Below are 19,534 nucleotides of genomic sequence, written 5' to 3'. Positions count from 1 at the left end.
CCCTCCTCTTGTTGTTCCTTGGTCGTCGTCCTTTTCCCTCCAGACGGCCTCTTTTGTTGCGTTTCCCCCTGGGAAAAAAGTCTTCTGGGTTCCCCCCTTTTGGAGGGTCCCCCCCCCGGCAACCGTACAACCGGGTGTGTTACTTGGAGATCTTGCGCTCGACGGAGGCCTTCACCAGGCCCGCGAAGAGCGGGTGCGGACGGGTCGGACGCGAGCGCAGCTCCGGGTGCGCCTGGGTCGCGACCAGATAGGGATGGACCTCGCGCGGGTACTCGACGTACTCGACGAGCTTGCCGTCCGGAGAGGTGCCGGAGAACACGATGCCCGCCTTCTTCTCCAGCTCCGCGCGGTAGGTGTTGTTCACCTCGTAGCGGTGCCGGTGGCGCTCCTCGACGTACTCCTTGCCGTCGTACACCTCACGCACGATCGAGCCCTCGGCCAGTTTGGCCGGGTACATGCCGAGCCGCATGGTGCCGCCCATGTCACCCTCACCGGCGACGATGTCCAGCTGCTCGGCCATGGTGGAGATGACCGGGTGGGAGGTGGCCGGGTCGAACTCGGTGGAGTTGGCGTCGGAGATGTCCGCGAGGCTGCGCGCGGCCTCGATCACGATGCACTGCAGACCGAGGCAGAGGCCCAGCAGCGGGATCCGGTTCTCGCGGGCGTACTTGATCGCGCCGACCTTGCCGAGCACACCGCGGTCGCCGAAGCCGCCCGGGATGCAGATGCCGTCGACGTCACCGAGCTGCGCCTGGGCGCCGGCCGGGGTCTTGCAGTCGTCCGAGGTGACCCACTTGATCTTCACCCGGGCCTTGTTGGCGAAGCCGCCCGCGCGCAGCGCCTCGGTGACCGACAGATAGGCGTCGGGCAGGTCGATGTACTTGCCGACCAGGGCGAGGGTGATCTCGTGGTCGGGGTTGTGGACCCGGTCGAGCAGGTCGTCCCAGGTCGTCCAGTCCACGTCCCGGAAGGGCAGGTCCAGCTTGCGGACCACGTAGGCGTCCAGACCCTCGCCGTGCACGGTCTTCGGGATGTCGTAGATCGAGCGGGCGTCGGGGCACGCGACCACGGCGGCCTCGTCCACGTCGCACATCAGCGAGATCTTCCGCTTGATCGCGGTGGGCACCTCACGGTCGCAGCGCAGCACGATCGCGTCCGGCTGGATACCGATGTTGCGCAGCGCCGCAACTGAGTGCTGGGTCGGCTTCGTCTTCAGCTCACCCGAGGGGCCGATGTAGGGCAGGAGAGAGATATGGACCACGAACACGTTGTCGCGCCCGACCTCGTGCCGCACCTGGCGGACGGTCTCCAGGAACGGCAGGGACTCGATGTCGCCGACCGTGCCGCCGACCTCGGTGATCACCACGTCGACCTCGTCGGTCGCCATCCGGCGGATCCGGTGCTTGATCTCGTTGGTGATGTGCGGGATGACCTGCACGGTGTCGCCCAGGTACTCGCCGCGCCGCTCCTTGGCGATCACCGTCGAGTAGATCTGGCCCGTGGTGACGTTGGCGGAACCGTCCAGGTCGCGGTCCAGGAAGCGCTCGTAGTGGCCGATGTCCAGGTCGGTCTCGGCGCCGTCGTTGGTGACGAACACCTCACCGTGCTGGAAGGGGTTCATCGTGCCCGGGTCGACGTTGAGATACGGGTCCAGTTTCTGCATCACGACGCGTAGACCCCGGGCCTTGAGGAGCATGCCAAGGCTGGAGGCGGTCAGACCCTTGCCGAGAGAGGAGGCGACACCCCCGGTGACGAAGATGTGCTTGGTCGTCGTGGCTGTGCTGTTTCGGAAAGCAGCGGGCGGCATGGCCAAGAGGGGGCTCCCGTGGTCGCGGTCTGTGGGTGCGGTTCCGGGGTTTCTCGCCCACCGGTCCACGGGCTACCAGCGTATCAGCGCCGCGCGGCGATGGCTCACGGCCACGCTCCGCGCACACACCGGCACAGGGTACGCACCGCACACCGGACCCTCACCACTCGGTCACTCATTCGACGGAGTCGCGTTGTCCCGAGCGGCACACAGATCATCTACGTGCGTCGTATCCTGCTCGGACACTCACTGCCGAGCCAGGCCGGCCGAACGGCACCACCCCCGCCCGTAAGTTCCGGAACAACGTGAGCTCGTCAGTTCGTTGAGCAACAGTTGACGCTTTGCCCCCGCGGCTGAGTGACTGCTTGCCTCACAGCTCAATGACGTATTGCAGAAACCCCCTGACCGCATTAGCGACAGCCCCCTTGCGGGGTGACGTGGCCGTTCGACTGGAGATGCACGTGGCCGGGCGCATCGAGGACTACGCACTCATCGGAGACATGCAGACCGCAGCACTGGTCTGCCGGGACGGCACAGTGGACTGGCTGTGCCTGCCCCGCTTCGACTCGCACGCCATCTTCGCCGGCCTGCTGGGCACCGAGGATCACGGCTTCTGGCGGCTGGGTCCCGCCCACGCCGACGACGCCGAACCGCCGAGCGCGACCCGGCGCGGCTACCGCGGCGACTCGTTGATCCTGGAATCCGAGTGGGAGACGCCGCGCGGCACGGTCCGGGTGACGGACTTCATGCCTCCGCGCGACGGTGCCCCGCAGCTGATCCGCATCGTGGAGGGCCTCTCGGGCCGCGTGCCCATGCGCTCGACGCTCCGGATGCGTTTCTCCTACGGCAGGATCGTCCCGTGGGTGCACCGGCACGAAGGGCGCACGGTCGCTGTCGCCGGCCCGGACTCCGTGTGGTTCGACACCTCCGTCAAGACCTACGGCGAGTCGCTGACGACGTACTCGGACTTCACCGTCGCGCCGGGCGAGCGGATCGCGTTCACCATCTCGTGGGAGCCGTCGCACAAGCAGCCGCCGGCCCTGCCGGAGCCGGAGCAGTCACTGGAGGCGACGGAGGACTTCTGGCGCGCGTGGGTCGAGCACTGTACGTACCACGGTCCCTACCGCGAGGCCGTGGTCCGCTCCCTGATCACGCTGAAGGCGCTGACGTACGCCCCGACCGGGGGCATCGTCGCCGCGCCCACCACCTCGCTGCCGGAGGACATCGGGGGCGTCCGCAACTGGGACTACCGGTACACCTGGCTGCGGGACGCGGCGATCACCCTGTCCTCGCTGCTGCGCACCGGCTACCGCGAGGAGGCCCGCGCCTGGCGCGAGTGGCTGCTGCGCGCGGTGGCGGGCGACCCGGAGAACCTCCAGATCATGTACGGCATCGCCGGTGAGCGCGAGCTCGGCGAGGCGGAGCTGGACTGGCTGCCCGGCTACGAGGACTCCGCCCCGGTGCGCGTGGGCAACGGCGCGGCACACCAGCTCCAACTGGATGTGTACGGAGAGGTCACCGAGGCGCTGCACCTGGCCCACATGACCGGTCTGGCCCGAAACGACTACGCCTCGCTGCTCCAGCTGAAGCTGATCCGGTACCTGGAGAAGCACTGGCAGGAGCCGGACGAGGGCATCTGGGAGGTGCGCGGCCCACGCCGCCACTTCGTGCACTCCAAGGTGATGGCCTGGGTCGCCGTCGACCGCACCATCAAGCTCATCGAGTCCGGCGACGCCGACGGCCCGCTGGAGCGGTGGAAGCAGCTGCGCGACGACATCCACCGGGACGTGTGCGAGAAGGGCTACGACAAGGAACGCAACACCTTCACGCAGTCCTACGGCTCCAAGGAGCTGGACGCCTCCCTGCTGCTGATCCCGCAGATGGGTTTCCTGCCGCCGGACGACAAGCGGGTGATCGGCACCATCGAGGCGATCCAGCGCGAGCTGTCCACCTCCGACGGCTTCATCCTGCGCTACCCGACGGAGGGCAAGGACGAGGGCGTCGACGGGCTGCCGGGCGACGAGGGCGCGTTCCTCGCCTGCTCGTTCTGGATGGCCGACGACCTGGCGATGATCGGCCGCGTGGACGAGGCGAGGAAGCTCTTCGAGAAGCTGCTGTCCCTGCGCAACGACCTCGGCCTGCTGGCGGAGGAATGGGACCCGCGTCTGCAGCGCCAGGTCGGCAACTTCCCCCAGGCCTTCAGCCACGTCCCGCTCATCGACACGGCCCTGCGCCTGACGGCGTCGGGAGCGTACGGGGGCTGACCGCCGACCTGCCCGCGGCTACGTCGTGGCTGCGGGCAGTCGCCGTTACTGCGGGCAGTCGTGCCGCAGGGCGGCACGGGTGGGCGCAGCGGCACCCGTCCAGCGCCGGCCCCGACACCCACCCCCGCCTCGCCCCCGCGCCGGGCACCCAGTAACGATCGCCACCGCAGCACCGGCGGCCGGCACACGGCACCGGACGCCCAGATGTTCCCCGCCCCCACCCCCAGGTACCGTCCGCTGCATGAACACCAGCGCACCCGCACCCACGGGCATCACCGTGCAGCGCGCCCTGGACCTCCCCGGCCTCCGCAGCGGCCTCCCGGAGATCCTCGCCGGCGGCGATCTGCTGGAGCGCACGGTGCGCTGGGTGCACGCGGGCGAGGTGCCCAACATCGCGTCGCTCCTCAAGGGCGGCGAGCTGCTGCTGACCACCGGGTACGGGCTCGGCACCCGCCCGGCCGACCAGCGCGCCTTCGTGCGCACGCTGGCCGAGCGGGGCATCGCGGCGCTCGTGGTGGAGCTGGGCCCGCGCTTCACCCGGCTGCCCGCCGCCCTCGTCGAGGCCGCCCGGACGGCGGGGCTCCCGCTGGTCCAGCTGCACCGCGAGGTGCCGTTCGTGGCGGTCACCGAGGAGATCCACACCGAGATCGTCAACGGGCACTACGCGCTGCTGCAACGCGCGGAGGAGGTGCACCGCCGCTGCACCGACGCCCTGCTCGGCGGCGGCGGGGTCCCGCAGGTCCTGGAGATCCTCGCCGGTTTCACCGGCAACCCGGTGTTCCTGGAAACGACCGAGGGACAGCTGCTGTACGCGGCCGGCGAGGGCCCCGAGGGCGCGGACCCGCTCCAGGTGTGGGAAGGGCTGCGCGACCGGCACCAGGACGACCCGCCGGCCGGTTCCGCCCTCGTGGACGTCCCCGGCGGCGGTCCCGGAAGCGGTGGGGTACGGGCTCGGCTGGTGCTGCTGCCGGTGCGCAGCACACCGCAGCCGGTGCACCGGATGGCGGCCGAGCGGGCCGCGGGCATCCTCGCCGTGGTGCTGATGCAGGCGCGTCAGGAGGAGGAGTTGGCGGCGCGTGGCCGCGGGGACTTCCTCACCGACCTCGCCGAGGGACGTGTCACCGCCGAGGACGCGCCCGCGCAGGCGCGCGTGCTGGGCTTCAAGCCGGGTACGGGTCCGCTGCTGCCGGTGGTGATGCGGCTCGGCGACCCCCTGTCCCCACAGGGAGGCGGCTGGGCGGTACTGGCCCGCGCGGTGGGCGAGGAACTGGCCGCGCTCGGAGTGCCCGTGCTGCTCGGTGTGCGGCCGGTGGAGGGCCGGGTGCCGCTGCTGCTCGGGCTGCGCGCGGAGACGGACCGGACGGCGGTCGCCGACCGGGTGGCGGCCGCGCTGCGGGCCGGGGTGGAGCGCGCGGGAGTGCTGCGGCCGGGTGTCGGGCCGCCCGTCGTGGTGGCCGGGCCGGCCGGCGGCTGGGCGGCGGCGTCGACCGGGCTGCGGCACGCGGCGGAGACGGCGACCGCGGCGCAGGGACTGCCCAGCCGTCCCTGGTTCGACGCCCGTCGGCTGGACATCGACCTGCTGCTGTGGCGTCTGCGGGACCACCCGGACCTGGCGGCGTTCGTGGACCGCGCGATCGGCCCGGTGCTGGACCACGACCGGCGTTCCAGACCGCCGCTGCTGCCCACCCTGGAGACCTACCTGGCCCACGCGGGACGCAAGGCGGAGACGGCCCGCGAACTGCATCTGAACCGGCAGACGCTCTACAACCGGCTCGCCCGCATCGGTGAGTTGCTGGGCACCGACCTCGACGACCCGCAGACGGTACTGGCGTTGAGCCTCGCCCTGCGGGCCCGGCGGCACGTGCCCTGAGGTCAGATCAGCGGCCGGGGCCGTGTCAACTCGTCGTACACGCTGAGCACCTGGGCGACCGTCTCGTCCTCGGTCGGCCAGGTGGCCGCCTGCCGCGCGCCGCGCTCCTTGAGTAGTTCCTGGTGCTGCGGGTCGTCCAGCAGCCGTACGACGGCGTCGGCGAGCGCCCGCGCGTTGCCGTGCGGGACGAGTTCGGCCGCGTCGCCGACGAGTTCGGGGATGCCACCCACGCGGGTCGCGACGAGCGGCACGCGTGCGTGGAGGGCCTCCTGGGCGAGCGGCGAGCGCGCCTCCCACCGGCTCGGCAGCAGCGCGATGTCGGCGGCGGCGAGCAGATCGGTGATGTCCTCGCGCCGTCCGACGAGCCGGACCGGCAGTTCCTCGTCCTCGATCCTGCGCCGGAGTTCGCCGTGGAGCGGCCCTTCCCCGGCGAGCACCACCAGCGGTACGGGGTCGAGCCGCCGCCACGCGTGGGTGGCGTCCAGCAGGACGTCGTAGCCCCGGTGCCGTTCGAGTGAGCCGACGGCGATGAGCAAGGGACGGCCGATGGCGCCGAGTTCGGCCCGGATTTTGGGCCGCAGCCGGTCGGGGTCGTACGGCGCGGGGGAGGTGCGGGGGCCGGGGAGGGAGACGGCGGCCAGCCGGGCGTCCCGCGCTCCCGCGCGGCGCGCGCGGTCGACGAGCGCGGAGGTCGTCCCGAGCACCACGGTGGCCGCCTTGACGACCCGCCGCTCCAGCACGCGCAGGAAGTGGGCGCGCGGACCGTCGGCGTGCGCCCGGTCGTGCCAGGTGACGACGAGTGGCGTGCGCCGTCCGCCGAGCGCGAGCACGGTACGGAACGATGCGTGCAGCCCGTGCGCGTGCACCAGGTCGGCGTCCGTACAGGCGGCCCGCAGCGCGGCCACCGATCCCGGGTCGCTGCTGCGCGGCACGTGCACATGCTCGGCACCCGCACCGGTGAAGTCATAGGCGTGATCCGCCTCGACGGGGGCGCACACCGTGACCCGCACGCCCCTCGCGACAAGCCCCGCGGCCAGCGAGCGCACATGGGTGCCGCTGGCGGCGTTGCCACCGCCCAGCACCTGCACGGTGCGCATCGACGACTGGCTGCTCACGGGGGTCACGTGGCCGGGCTCCTGGTTCGGGTCGGGCGGTCGCGACGAACGTACAGAAGGATCGCGCGATGGGGGTGTACCGCGCGGTTTCCTACGCGTACTCCGTCAAGCATGCCAGGGCGTACACCGGTTCCGGGAACCACCGAAGCGGGGACTCGAATCCTCCCGCGACACTGGACCACCCGTACGAGTGACGGACATCCTTCGGCTCCCGATCGGTGACCGGGCCGTCCGCTCACCTCGTCTCACCTCGTCCCGGCGTTGCCGTCGTATGGCCCGCACGGCCCGGCGACGCACACGGCCGCTCCGGCGGCGGGCGCACCCGGCTTGCGCCGACCACCGCCATGACGGGGGTGGCGTACCCCTCGGCGGTGCGACCGGCGTCGTTCGTCCGCTCCCCCACCGGCCCCGGCGCCGGGCGGCCGCGTCCGGAGCGCGGCCGTCGCGGCCGCCCGGGTGAGGACGCCGGCATATCCGGACAAGGCGGCCCTCCTGACGATCATCCGGCCGGCCTGCGGCTGTCCGCGACACCGGCCGACAGCCGTCGCGCCGTCCGGCCACGGGACCACGCGTCCCGCCCGGGCCCGGCTCGTGCGCACCGAAGACGGTTACACGTCCGCCCGCGCGGTCGCCAACAGCTCTTCCGCGTGCGCGCGGGCCGTCTCCGAGTCCTCCTGGCCGGCGAGCATGCGGGACAACTCCCGGATGCGGTCCTCGCCTTCGAGCACCTTCACACCCGACCGGGTGACCGACCCGTCGTTGGTCTTCTCCACCAGCAGCTGCCGGTCGGCGAAGGCGGCCACCTGCGGCAGGTGCGTGACGACCACGACCTGTGCCGTCTTGGCCAGCCGGGCGAGCCGCCGCCCGATCTCCACCGCCGCCTTGCCGCCCACACCGGCGTCGACCTCGTCGAAGAGGTATGTCGGCACCGGGTCCGTGCCCGCGAACACGACCTCCACGGCCAGCATCACGCGCGACAGCTCACCACCGGACGCCCCCTTGGCGATGGGCCGGGGCGGTGCACCCGGGTGCGGGGCCAGCAGCAGCTCGACCTCGTCCACGCCCGACGGCCCGTAGGCGACCGTGCGCCCGCCGACCTCGACACCTTCCGGGTCCTCGGTCTGCCGGATGTCGAACGACACGCGCGCGTGCGGCATCGCGAGGGAGGCCAGCTCCGCGGTCACGGCCGCCGCGAACCGCTCGGCCGCCTCCGTCCGCGCGTCCGTCAGGGCCTGGGCGAGCACACCCAGTTCTCCCCGGAGCGCGTCACGTTCGGCGGTGAGTTCCCCGATCCGCTCGTCGTCGCCGTCGAGTTCGGTCAGCCGCGCGGCACTCTGCTCGGCCCACGCCAGTACGGCGGAGACGTCCTCCCCGTACTTCCGGATCAGCCCGGTGAGCGCCGCCCGCCGCTCCTCGACCGCCGCCAGCCGCAACGGATCGGCGTCCAGGTCGTCGGCGTACCCCGCCAGCTCCCCGGCGACATCACGCAGCAGGATGCCGATCTCGCCGATCCGGTCGGTCAGCGCGGCCAGCACCGGATCGTGCGCCCTTACGGCCTCCAGGGACCGCTGGGCGCCCGCGACGAGCGTCCCGGCGTCCACGGTCTCGGGATCCTCCGGATTGCCCGCCAGCGCGGAGTGCGCGACCGCCGCGGCGGACGCCAGCGCCTCGGCGTGCCCGAGCCGCTCCGCCTCCTCCGCCAGCTCCACGTCCTCGCCCGCGCGGGGCTCCACGGCGGCGATCTCCTCGAGCCCGAAGCGCAGCAGGTCCGCCTCCTGGGCCCGCTCACGCGCGCGGGTGGCGATCTGCTCCAGCTCCGTGGTGACCGTCCGCAGCCGCTTGTAGGCCTCGCCGTACTTGCCGAGCGGCACGGCGACCGCGTACCCGGCGTACCGGTCGAGCGCCTGCCGCTGCCGGGACAGCTTGAGCAGCCCCTGCTGGTCGGTCTGCCCGTGCACGGCCACGAGGTCGTCCGCGAGCTCCGCGAGCAGTCCCACCGGCACGCTCCGCCCGCCCAGGTGCGCCCGTGAGCGCCCCTCGGCGGAGACCGTGCGGCTGACCAGCAGGGTCCCGTCCTCCAGCTCTGCCCCGGCCTCCTCGGCGCGTACGACGGCCGCGGCGCCCTCGGGCACGGCGATCCGTCCCTCGACCACCGCGTTGCGCGCGCCGATCCGCACCAGGGCCGCATCCGCGCGTCCGCCCAGCAGCAGGCCCAGGCTGGTGACCACCATGGTCTTGCCCGCGCCCGTCTCACCGGTCACGGCGGTGAAGCCGGGCGACAGCTCGACCACAGCGTCGTCGATGACTCCGAGCGACCGTATCCGCATCTCCTCAAGCACGAACCCGACCTTACGAGGTCCGGGCCGGGGAGTGCGACCGCCCCGCCCCTGTCACCCAGGGAAGTGGGGCATCCTCCGCGGGCCGTGCGGGTATGCGGCTCCGCCGCGCGGGCGCGAACAGCCGCAAACGGCCCGCGGCCGCCGACGCTCCGCAACGAACCCACCGGGATGGCTAGTGGGGCGCACCCCGCCACCCGGACACGGGCAGCGCGAACTTCGCGACCAGCCGGTCGGTGAACGACGCGTGGTGCAGCCGGGCCAGCCGCACCGGCACCGCCCCCCGCCGCACCTCCACCCGCGCGCCCACCGGCAACTCGACGGTCCGCCGCCCGTCACACCACAGCACGCCCGGAGGGACGTGCGGCAGCATTTCCACCGCCAGCACCGAGTCCGGCGAGGTCACCAGCGGTTTGGCGAACAGCGCGTGCGCGCTGATCGGTACCATCAGCAGCGCCTCGACCTCCGGCCACACCACGGGCCCGCCGGCGGAGAAGGCGTACGCCGTGGACCCGGTCGGGGTCGCGCAGACGATCCCGTCGCAGCCGAAGCCGGTGACCGGCCGCCCGTCGATCTCCAGCACGACCTCCAGCATCCGCTCGGCGGACACCTTCTGCACGGCCGCCTCGTTCAGCGCCCAGTCCGTGTGCACGATGTCGCCGTTGCGGTGCACCACGACGTCGACGGTCATCCGCTCCTCGACCTCGTACGCCCGGTTCACCACGCGGTCGACGACCTTGTCGAGGTCGTCCCGCTCGGCCTCGGCAAGGAACCCGACCCGCCCCAGGTTGACGCCCAGCATGGGCACCCCGGAGGCACGGGCGAACTCGGCGCCGCGCAGCAGCGTGCCGTCACCGCCCAGCACGATCAGCAGCTCACAGCCGTCCAGGCACTGAGGGGTGGCCTCCTTGACGGTCTCCACGTCGTCCGGCAGAGGCAGGTCGCGGGCCTCGTCCTGGAGGACGCGCACTCCCAGACCCGAGCGCAGCAGGCCCCGGACCACGAGTTCGGCGCTGCGGATGGCCGCGGGCCGCCCGGTGTGCGCCAGCAGGAAGACAGTACGAGCTCGGTTCTGTGTCAACGCGGCCCCTCCGCCACAGCACGGTCAACATCGGCCGGGTCCAGTGCCGGAGCACCGGCCCGCAGCCACAGGAAGTATTCGACATTCCCGGAGGGTCCGGGCAGCGGACTCGCCGTCACGCCCTTCGCCCCCAGTCCCAGCTCCCAGGCCCGGCCGGCCACCCCCCGCACGGCCTCGGCACGCAGCTGCGCGCTGCGGACGACTCCCCCGCTGCCCAGCCGGTCCTTACCCACCTCGAACTGCGGTTTCACCATCATCACCAGGTCGGCGTCCGGCTTCACGCACCGTTTCAGGGCGGGCAGCACCAGCCCGAGCGGAATGAAGGACAGATCCCCCACGACAAGATCCACAGGCTCCCCATCGATGACCTCGAGCGTCAACTCCCGTACGTTCGTACGGTCTTTGACGGTGACGCGTTCATCATTTCGAAGAGACCAGGCAAGTTGTCCGTACCCGACGTCCACGGCGACCACGTGCGCGGCCCCGGCCCGCAGCAGCACGTCGGTGAAGCCACCGGTGGAGGCGCCGGCGTCCAGTGCCCGCCGTCCCCCAACGACCAGTCCGCGCGGCACGAAGGCATCGAGGGCGCCGGCCAGCTTGTGGCCGCCGCGCGAGACGTAGTCCGGGTCACCGGTGTCCTCGGCGACGAGGATCGCGGCGGCGGTCTCCACCTGTGTGGCGGGCTTGGTCGCGACCGTCTTGCCGACGCTGACCCGTCCGGCGGCGATCAGCTGGCTGGCGTGCTCGCGCGAGCGCGCCAGCTTACGGCGGACCAGCTCCGCGTCGAGACGGCGGCGTGCGACTCCTGCCACGTTCGGTTCAGCTCCTGTGTGCGTGTGCCGATGGGGACCCCGGAGGTCCCGGAGGTCCCGGGCGGCTGTCGAGCGCGGTGAGCGCGTCGCGCAGCCCTCGGTGTACATCCTCGTACACCTCGACATGGCCGTCCGTGGTGAGGTGGTCGGTGTCGGCCAGCCGCTCCACGTGGGCGTCCACCTCGGGGTGCCCGGTGGGCGTACGCGGCACGTGCAAGGGAGCGGGGGCGGCGGGGTCGTCGCCGGGCGGCTGCGGCCGGTGCCCGGTGGGCTCCGGCTCCGCGGCGCCCGGCTCCGCGTCCCCCGTCTCAGGTACTGCGTCGTTCATGCCCCGACGCTACCGCGAACGGCTGCGGTACCGTCGTGCGCGATGGCCACGATCGAGGAGTGCCGAACGGCACTGGACAAGTTTTCGGACAGCATGCGCGGCGCCGATGGGAACGTCCGCGCGGCCGCGGCGATGGACCGCTCGGTCAGCTGCCACATCACCGATCTGGACGTGACCTTCGCCGGCCGGCTCGAGGACGGCCGGATCCACGTGCACGAGACGTTTCCCGGCCCGCCGCGTGAGAAGGCGCAGATACGACTCGCGATGGCGGGCGACGACCTGGTGGCCCTGGTCGACGGTGAGCTGCACTTCGCCAGGGCCTGGGGCTCGGGCCGGGTGCGGCTGGAGGCTGGGCTGCGCGACCTGTTCCGTCTCAGGAAGCTCTTGTAGCGCCCACCGTCTCCGCCTGGTCCTTCCTGCGTGCCTTGCGGGCCGCCGGCACCACCAGCGGGGTGCCCGTCTCGGGGTCGTCGATGACCTGGCAGCGCAGCCCGAAGACCTCCTGCACCAGCCCGGCGGTGACGATGTCCTTCGGCGCGCCCTGGGCGATGATCTTCCCCTCGCGCAGGGCGATGAGGTGGGTGGCGTACCGCGCGGCGTGGTTGAGGTCGTGCAGCACGGCGACGAGGGTGCGCCCGTGCTCCTCGTGCAGGTCCGCGCAGAGGTCGAGTACGTCGATCTGGTGCTGGATGTCCAGGTAGGTGGTCGGCTCGTCGAGCAGCAGCAGAGGGGTCTGCTGGGCGAGCGCCATGGCGATCCACACGCGCTGCCGCTGACCACCGGAGAGCTCGTCGACATGGCGTTCCGCCAGATCGGCGACGCCGGTGCGGGCCATGGACTCCTGGACGACGCGCTCGTCCTCGGCGGACCACTGGCGCAGCAGGCCCTGGTGGGGGTAGCGGCCGCGGCCCACCAGGTCGCCGACCGTGATGCCGTCGGGGGCGATCGACGACTGGGGCAGCAGTCCCAGGGTCCGGGCGACCTTCTTGGCGGGCAGCGACTGGATGACCTGCCCGTCGAGCAGGACCCGCCCCTCGTTCGGCTTGAGCATCCGGGACAGCGCCCGCAACAGGGTCGACTTGCCGCAGGCGTTGGGGCCGACGATCACGGTGAAGGAGTTGTCCGGTATCTCCACCGACAGCTGTTCGGCGATGACCCGCTGGTCGTAGGCCAGGGTGACGTTCTCGGCGGACAGTCGGTTCACGGTGCTCCTTCGGTGGTTCGGCCCGCTGCGGTGGGTGCTGCCGTCGCTCATATCCGGCCCGCTCTGCGCTCGGTGACCAGCAGCCACAGCAGATAGACGCCGCCGAGCACGCCGGTGACCACGCCCACGGGCAACCGGTCGGCGCCGAACGCCCGCTGCGAGACCCAGTCGGCGGTGACGAGGAGGGCGGCGCCCATGCACAGCGCCGCCACCAGGTTCGGTCCGGGCGAGCGGGTCAGTCGCCGGGCGAGCTGCGGCGCGGTCAGCGCGACGAAGCTGACCGGTCCGGCGGCGGCGGTGGCGGACGCGGTGAGCAGTACGGCCGACAGCATCAGCAGCAGCCGTACGCGCTCCACGCGCACGCCGAGGGCGTACGAGACGTCGTCGCCCATCTCCATCAGCTTCAGCCCGCGGGCGTTGACGAGAACCAGCGGTACGAGGACGGTACTCAGGGCGAGCAGCGGCCAGACCTGGTCCCAGTCGCGGCCGTCGAGGGATCCGGTCATCCAGACGACCGCGCGGGCCGCGTCGACGATGTCGGACTTGGTGAGCAGATAGCCGTTGACCGCCGTGACGATCGCGGAGACACCGATCCCTACCAGGACCAGGCGGTAGCCGTGCACGCCCCGCTTCCAGGCGAGCACGTAGATGGCGAACCCCGTCACCAGTCCGCCGGCGAGCGCGCCGAGGGCGACCTGGTTGGCGCTGCCGGAGAACAGCACGATCACCGTGAGGGCACCGGCCGTCGCCCCCTGGCCCAGGCCGAGGATGTCGGGACTGCCCAGCGGATTGCGGGAGATGGTTTGGAACAGCGCGCCGCCGAGCCCGAGCGAGGCGCCGACCAGCAGCCCGACCAGGACCCGGGGCAGCCGCAGTTCGTTGACGATGAACTCCTGGCCGGCGTCGCCCTCGCCGACGAGGGTCCTGATCACATCGCCGGCGGGGATCGGAAAGTCGCCGGTACCGATCAGCACGACGCCCGCGGTGAGTGCCACGGCCAGCAGCAGGACGACGACGGTGAAGGCACGCACGTCCAGCCGGACCGAGAGGCCGCCGGGGGTCCGCACCGCGCGGTGGGTCTTCACAGCTGGGCCGTCCTCCGCCGTCGTACGAGAAAGATGAAGACCGGGCCGCCGAGGACCGCGGTGACGATGCCGACCTGGAGTTCGGCGGGCCGGGCCACGATCCGGCCGAGGATGTCGGCGCCGAGCAGCAGCACGGGCGACAGGACCGCCGCGTAGGGCAGGATCCAGCGCAGGTCCGGCCCGGTGAAGGAACGCACGACGTGCGGCACCATCAGACCGACGAACATGATCGGCCCGCAGGCGGCGGTCGCGGCCCCGCACAGTATGGTCGCGGTCAGCATGGACAGCGCCCGGGTGCGGTTGAGGTCGGCGCCGAGCGCCTTGGCGGTGTCGTCGCCCATGGCCAGGGCGTTCAGCGGCCGGGCGAGCCCCAGTGCCATCCACGAACCGGCCAGCACGAATGGCACCACCTGCTCGATAGCCGCGTCGCTTCCGGAGGCCAGCGAACCCACCGTCCAGAACCGCATCCGGCCGAGCGCCGCCTGGTCCAGGATCATGATGGCCTGCAGATAGCCGTACAGGGCCGCACTGATGGCCGTACCGGCGAGCACCAGCCGCACCGGGGTCGCGCCCCGGCTGCCGCCGAGGAACCACACCAGTGCGCCGACCGCCGCCGCACCGAAGAACGCGAACCACACATATCCGGCAAGGGAGGTGACACCGAAGAAGGTGATGGCCGTGACCACGGCCGCAGACGCGCCCGCGTTGATACCGAGCAGTCCGGGATCGGCCAGCGGATTGCGGGTCAGCGCCTGGAGAACCGCCCCGGCCAGGCCGAGCGCGACACCGGCGAGCAGCCCCAGGAAGGTTCGTGACAGCCTGTCCGCCACGACGACGTCGCCGTAGGTGCCCGACGCGTGGAACAGGCCGTGCCACACCTGTTCCAGGGACAGCTCCTTCGCCCCGACCGCGATACTCGCCAGGGCGACGAGCACCAGGATCACGACGGAGGCGAGCAGCCCGAGGACGCGTATCACCCGTCGGTTCGGGGGCGCGGGGGTACTCTCCGCGCACTGTTCGGGGGGACTCTCGACCAACACGCAGTTAGGTTAGCCTACCCTGCTATTGGATCACGATCCGCGGGCACGCTTCCCAGGTGGCGCAAGGTGTCACCACCCCAGCCGGGCCAGCGCCTTATCACCGTCCAGCTCGCACACACCCGCGCCGGCGGCCGTCCACGCCGCAGCGCACAAGGCCCGCAGTCCGTCCAGCGCACCACCGTCCCCGTCGAGCTCCAGCTCCGCGGCACCGGCCGTCGCCGTCCAGCCACCGCACCGGAACACGTCACCCGCACCGGTGACCTCCGGCTGACCGCTGAGCATCCCGCGCAGGTCGGCGTCGACATAGGTCGGCCGGTGCTGCGGCGGCGCGGCGAGCAGCAGCGCGCCGTCCGTCACCCCGGTCAGCACCAGCAGCGAGTCCACCTCGCCGTTGAACGCGCCCTCGATGTCCGTGTCCAGCCGGTCCCCCACCACCAGCGGCCGCTCGGCACCCGTCCGCAGAATCGTCTCCCGGTGCATCGGCGGCAACGGCTTGCCCGCCACCTGCGGTTCACCACCGGTGGCGATGCGTACGACCTCCACCGCCGCGCCGTTGCCCGGGGCGATGCCCCGCCCGCTGGGAATGGTCAGGTCGGTGTTGGACGCGAACCACGGCACTCCGCGTGCGACGGCGTACGACGCCTCCGCGAACCTGCCCCACGGCAGCTCGGGCCCACCGTACCCCTGCACGACGGCCACCGGATCGTCGTCCGCCGACTCCACCGGCACCAGCCCGCGTTCCCGCAGCGCCACCCGCAGCCCTTCGCCGCCGACCACCAGCACCCGGGACCCCTGCGGCACCTGCTCACCGATCAGCCGCGCCACCGCCTGCGCGGAGGTGATGACGTCACCGGCCTCCGCCGGTATCCCCAGCTCGGTCAGATGCGCCGCCACGACGTCCGGCGTGCGCAGGGCGTTGTTGGTCACGTAGGCAAGCCGCATACCGTCGCCGCGGGCCGTGGCGAGCGATTCCACCGCGTGGGCGATCGCACTCCCGCCCGCGTACACCACACCGTCGAGGTCGAGCAGCGCCGTGTCGTACGCCTCGTTCAAGGCCCGCCCACTGCCCTCGGGCCTCGTCCTGACGCTCCGGCTCATTCCGCATCGCTCCTCGTTCGACGGCTTTCCCCCGATCATCCCCCATGCCACCACCACCCGTACGATGCCGGGATGAACACTGCAGGTCACTCGAAGGCAATGGCGCCCCGGGGCCTGGAACTCAACCCGTTCCGAGGCCTTCGTTACGACCCCGACCGGGTCGGCAGCCTGGCCGCCGTGACATCCCCGCCGTACGACGTGGTCGTACGCCCCGACGGCCTGCACCACCTCCAGTCCGCCGACCCCTACAACATCGTCCGACTGATTCTGCCCGAGGCCGACACGCCCGAGGCCCGCAACGCCCAGGCCGCCGAGACGCTCCGCCGCTGGCGCTCCGAGGGCGTCCTGACCGCCGATCCCGAACCGGGCCTGTACGTCTACGAGCAGCGTGACGGCGCCGGCATGGTGCAGCGCGGCGTCATCGGTGTCCTGCGCGTCTCCGACCCCGACGAGCAACTGGTCCTGCCGCACGAGGATGTCATGGCGCACATCGTCGCCGACCGCGCGGACCTCATGCGGGCCACCTCCGCGAACCTCGAGCCGCTGCTGCTCACCTACCGCGGCGACGGCTCGGCAACCGCCACGTCCGACGTGATCGAGCGTGCGGCCGGGCAGCCGCCCCTGCTGGCGACGACCACGGAGGACGGTTTCCACCACCGTCTCTGGTCCGTCACCGACCCCGCCACCGTGGCCGCGGTCCAGGAGGAACTCGCCGGTCACCAGGCGCTCATCGCCGACGGCCACCACCGCTGGGCGACCTACCGGCGCCTCCGGGCGGAGCACTCCTCCCCCGGACCCTGGGACCACGGCATGGTCCTCCTTGTCGACACGGCCCGCTATCCCCTGCGCGTCCGCGCGATTCACCGCCTGCTGCACCAGCTGCCCGTCGCGGACGCCGTGGCCGCGCTCGACGGCCACTTCCGCGTCCGCCGCCTCGCCGTACCGCTGTCCGGGGCGATGGACGCCCTGGCCCGGGCGGCCTCGGCGGGCAACGCCTTCCTCCTCGCCGGGGACGGCGCCTTCCATCTCGTCGACCGGCCGGATCCCGAGCTGCCGGCCCGTACGATCCCGGTCGACCGCCCGGTGGCCTGGCGCACCCTGGACGCGACGGTCCTGCACGCCACGCTCCTCGACCATGTCTGGCGCATCCCCGACTCCCCCGCCCACATCGCGTACATCCACGACACGGCGGCCACCGTCGAGAAGGCGGAACGCGACGGCGGAACGGCCGTGCTGATGCACCCGGTGCACGAGGATGTCGTCCGCGACCTGGCCCGTCAGGGCGTCACCATGCCGCGCAAGTCGACGTCGTTCGGCCCGAAGCCGGCTTCGGGTCTGGTGCTGCGGGCGCTCGATCTTTGACCGGGCTCCGACGACGAAGGGCGGGCCTCCCGACGAGGCCCGCCCTTCCTGTGTGCTCTGTGCCGCGGACGTCAGTCCTTGTCGTCGTCCCGCGGGTCCTGCTCGGCCGGGGCATTAGGCGCAGCCTCGTCCTCGTCGAGGGCGTCCACGAACTCCACGCCGTCCAACTCGGCCAGCCGGTCGGACGCGTCGGTGCTGCCGTCCCGGTCCGCCTCCACGGCCTTGGCGAACCACTCCCGCGCCTCGCCACTCCGGTCGGCCGCGAGCAGCGCGTCCGCGTAGGCGTACCGCAGCCGCGCGGTCCACGGCTGGACGGAGTGGGACGCCAGCTCGGAACTCTGCAGCGTCACGATCGCCGCGTCCAGCTGCCCCAGGTCACGCCGGGCGCCGGCCGCGACGAGCCGCATCTCGACCTGCCCGGTCTTGTCCAGCTTCTTCACCTCGGGTGCCCCGGCCATGTCGAGCGCCTTCTCCGGCCGCCCGAGCCCGCGCTCGCAGTCGGCCATGAGCGGCCACAGCTCCACGGTTCCGGTCATCCGCCGCGCGGCCCGGAACTCGGCGAGCGCCTCGGAGTACTTCTGGCTGGCGTACGCGGCGAATCCGGCTGCCTCCCGTACGGCGGCGACACGCGACGCCAGCCGCAGGGCCACCCTGGAGTAGCCGTACGCGCCCTCGGGGTCCTCGTCGATCAGCCGGGCGACCATCACCAGGTTCTTGGCGACGTCTTCCGCGAGCGTCTTGGGCAGGCTCTGCAGCTCCTGCCGTACGTCCTTGTCGATCTCATCGCCGGTGACGTCCTCGGGGATCGGCAGCCGCTTGATCGGCTCGCGGTCGCGGTCCCGGTCGTCACGGAACCGTCCGCCACCCTGCCGGTCGTCCCGCCCGCGGTAGCCGCCGGGCCGTCCGCCCCGGTCGTCCCGGTCGTCCCGGCGGGGACCGCGACCCCGGTCCTCGCGGCCACGGAATCCACCGCGCTCGCCGCCGCGACTGTCATCCCGACGGAAGCCACCCCGCTCACCTCGGTCGTCACGCCGGAACCCACCACGCTCACCACGGCTGTCGGAACGCTCACCACCACGGCTGTCATCCCGACGGAAGCCGCCCCGGTCCCGGTCTCCACCGCGACTGTCATCCCGACGGAACCCGCCCCGGTCCCGCTCGCCACCACGACTGTCATCACGACGGTCGTCGCGCCGGCCATAGCCTCGGTCGTCGTCCCGGCGACCGTGCCCCCGGTCGTCGTCCCGGCGGAAGGCACCGCGGTCGCCGCGATCGTCACGGCCCCGGAAGCCGCCCCGGTCGCCGCGGTTGTCGTCGCGACGGAAGCCGCCCCGGTCCCGGTCTCCACCACGGCTGTCATCCCGACGGAACCCGCCCCGGTCCCGCTCGCCACCACGACTGTCATCACGACGGTCGTCGCGCCGGCCATAGCCTCGGTCGTCCTCGCGGCGACCGTGCCCCCGGTCGTCGTCCCGGCGGAAGGCACCGCGGTCGCCGCGATCGTCACGGCCCCGGAAACCGCCCCGGTCACCGCGGTTGTCGTCGCGACGGAAGCCGCCCCGGTCCCGGTCTCCACCACGACTGTCGTCACGGCGGAAGCCACCGCGATCGCCGTCGCGGCGGTCGTCCCTACGGTCGTCACGGCCGCGATAACCGCCGCGCTCGCCACCGCGGTTGTCGTCACGCCCTCGCAAGCCACCGCGCTCCGGCCGGCCACCGTCGCGGTCGTCACGGCGGAACCCGCGGTCCCGGTCCCCGCTCCGGTCACGGTCCCGGTCGTCACGGCGGAAGGGAGGACGGTCGCTGTCCCTCCGGAAGCCGCGGTCGCGGTCGCTTCCTTTGCGCGGGCCACCGCGCTGGCCTCCTCGGTCAGCGCGGTCGGAGCGGACACCACTCTCCCGTCGCCGCTGGTCGCGCTCCGGTCGGTCGTCGGGAGAGTTGGTGGACATCGGTGACTCCTGTCTTCGGTACTGCAAGCGTAAATAAAAAAGGACCCCTGGTCCCAGCTGCACGCTGGGACCAGGGGTCCTTTCCAAAGATTGTTCGGCGGCGTCCTACTCTCCCACAGGGTCCCCCCTGCAGTACCATCGGCGCTGTAAGGCTTAGCTTCCGGGTTCGGAATGTAACCGGGC

At 72.1% G+C, this 19,534-nt stretch carries 16 protein-coding genes and 1 rRNA gene; 5 read left to right on the top strand and 12 right to left on the bottom strand.

From position 1 onward, the window contains the following. Positions 1–139: 139 nt before the first annotated feature. A complete protein-coding gene (locus ACZ5C2_RS36730) occupies positions 140–1,807 on the bottom strand; it encodes a CTP synthase (protein WP_468801038.1) in 1,668 nt (555 codons plus the stop codon). Between the two features lie 461 nt (positions 1,808–2,268). Between ACZ5C2_RS36730 and ACZ5C2_RS36725 the strand changes: the two genes are divergently transcribed. Next, positions 2,269–4,071 (top strand): glycoside hydrolase family 15 protein, encoded by a 1,803-nt coding sequence (locus ACZ5C2_RS36725; protein ID WP_468801037.1) that lies wholly within the window; start codon positions 2,269–2,271, stop codon positions 4,069–4,071. 241 nt (positions 4,072–4,312) lie between these two features. Then, positions 4,313–5,941 carry a PucR family transcriptional regulator gene (locus ACZ5C2_RS36720; RefSeq protein ID WP_468801036.1) on the top strand — a complete coding sequence of 543 codons (1,629 nt, stop codon included), beginning with the start codon at positions 4,313–4,315 and terminating at the stop codon, positions 5,939–5,941. A gap of 2 nt (positions 5,942–5,943) precedes the next feature. Here ACZ5C2_RS36720 and ACZ5C2_RS36715 read toward each other — a convergent pair whose 3' ends face one another. The 5 genes from ACZ5C2_RS36715 to ACZ5C2_RS36695 all read right to left on the bottom strand — a co-directional run bounded on the left by ACZ5C2_RS36715 (position 5,944) and on the right by ACZ5C2_RS36695 (position 11,613). Then, the gene (locus ACZ5C2_RS36715; protein ID WP_468801035.1) at positions 5,944–7,065 is read right to left on the bottom strand and encodes a glycosyltransferase family 4 protein; all 1,122 of its coding nucleotides are present in this window, start codon (positions 7,063–7,065) and stop codon (positions 5,944–5,946) included. 599 nt (positions 7,066–7,664) lie between these two features. After that, a complete protein-coding gene (gene recN / locus ACZ5C2_RS36710) occupies positions 7,665–9,383 on the bottom strand; it encodes a DNA repair protein RecN (protein ID WP_468801078.1) in 1,719 nt (572 codons plus the stop codon). Between the two features lie 184 nt (positions 9,384–9,567). Continuing rightward, positions 9,568–10,473 carry an NAD kinase gene (locus ACZ5C2_RS36705; protein WP_468801033.1) on the bottom strand — a complete coding sequence of 302 codons (906 nt, stop codon included), beginning with the start codon at positions 10,471–10,473 and terminating at the stop codon, positions 9,568–9,570. Then, positions 10,470–11,285: a TlyA family RNA methyltransferase gene (locus ACZ5C2_RS36700; protein WP_468801031.1), complete on the bottom strand. Its 816-nt coding sequence runs from the start codon at positions 11,283–11,285 to the stop codon at positions 10,470–10,472. Before ACZ5C2_RS36700 ends, ACZ5C2_RS36705 begins: the two co-directional genes overlap by 4 nt. A gap of 7 nt (positions 11,286–11,292) precedes the next feature. After that, positions 11,293–11,613, bottom strand: coding sequence for a hypothetical protein (locus ACZ5C2_RS36695; RefSeq protein ID WP_468801029.1), 321 nt, complete (start codon positions 11,611–11,613; stop codon positions 11,293–11,295). 42 nt (positions 11,614–11,655) lie between these two features. Between ACZ5C2_RS36695 and ACZ5C2_RS36690 the strand changes: the two genes are divergently transcribed. Then, entirely contained in the window at positions 11,656–12,003 is a 348-nt protein-coding gene (locus tag ACZ5C2_RS36690) for a sterol-binding protein (protein WP_468801027.1), read from the top strand. On the opposite strand, the gene ACZ5C2_RS36685 is transcribed toward ACZ5C2_RS36690, so the two are convergent. From ACZ5C2_RS36685 to ACZ5C2_RS36670, 4 genes are all read right to left on the bottom strand, one after another. Next, positions 11,987–12,868 (bottom strand): ABC transporter ATP-binding protein, encoded by an 882-nt coding sequence (locus tag ACZ5C2_RS36685; RefSeq protein WP_468801025.1) that lies wholly within the window; start codon positions 12,866–12,868, stop codon positions 11,987–11,989. The two genes, ACZ5C2_RS36690 and ACZ5C2_RS36685, sit on opposite strands and share 17 nt — an antisense overlap. Continuing rightward, positions 12,865–13,902 (bottom strand): FecCD family ABC transporter permease, encoded by a 1,038-nt coding sequence (locus tag ACZ5C2_RS36680; RefSeq protein ID WP_468801023.1) that lies wholly within the window; start codon positions 13,900–13,902, stop codon positions 12,865–12,867. The genes ACZ5C2_RS36685 and ACZ5C2_RS36680 overlap by 4 nt, the downstream gene beginning before the upstream one ends. Next, positions 13,899–14,942, bottom strand: a complete 1,044-nt coding sequence (locus ACZ5C2_RS36675; RefSeq protein ID WP_468801022.1) for a FecCD family ABC transporter permease — start codon at positions 14,940–14,942, stop codon at positions 13,899–13,901. The genes ACZ5C2_RS36680 and ACZ5C2_RS36675 overlap by 4 nt, the downstream gene beginning before the upstream one ends. Before the next feature lie 69 nt (positions 14,943–15,011). Continuing rightward, on the bottom strand, positions 15,012–16,040 hold the full coding sequence (locus tag ACZ5C2_RS36670; RefSeq protein WP_468801020.1) for an HAD hydrolase-like protein: 1,029 nt from the start codon (positions 16,038–16,040) through the stop codon (positions 15,012–15,014). 72 nt (positions 16,041–16,112) lie between these two features. Here ACZ5C2_RS36670 and ACZ5C2_RS36665 point away from each other — a divergent pair, with 72 nt between their 5' ends. After that, positions 16,113–17,402 (top strand): DUF1015 domain-containing protein, encoded by a 1,290-nt coding sequence (locus tag ACZ5C2_RS36665; protein ID WP_468801018.1) that lies wholly within the window; start codon positions 16,113–16,115, stop codon positions 17,400–17,402. Positions 17,403–17,473: 71 nt separating this feature from the next. On the opposite strand, the gene ACZ5C2_RS36660 is transcribed toward ACZ5C2_RS36665, so the two are convergent. Then, positions 17,474–18,214, bottom strand: coding sequence for a tetratricopeptide repeat protein (locus ACZ5C2_RS36660; protein ID WP_468801077.1), 741 nt, complete (start codon positions 18,212–18,214; stop codon positions 17,474–17,476). A 414-nt stretch (positions 18,215–18,628) separates the two neighbouring features. Between ACZ5C2_RS36660 and ACZ5C2_RS36655 the strand changes: the two genes are divergently transcribed. After that, positions 18,629–19,357, top strand: a complete 729-nt coding sequence (locus ACZ5C2_RS36655) for a hypothetical protein (protein ID WP_468801080.1) — start codon at positions 18,629–18,631, stop codon at positions 19,355–19,357. An 86-nt stretch (positions 19,358–19,443) separates the two neighbouring features. Here the strand turns inward: ACZ5C2_RS36655 and rrf are convergent. After that, positions 19,444–19,534 (bottom strand): 5S ribosomal RNA (rrf, locus tag ACZ5C2_RS36650); the annotation flags it as partial.

This window comes from Streptomyces sp. NPDC031365 (assembly GCF_055569765.1).
Note: the sequence above shows the minus strand (reverse complement) of the source record. Positions and strands in the feature narration are given on the sequence as shown.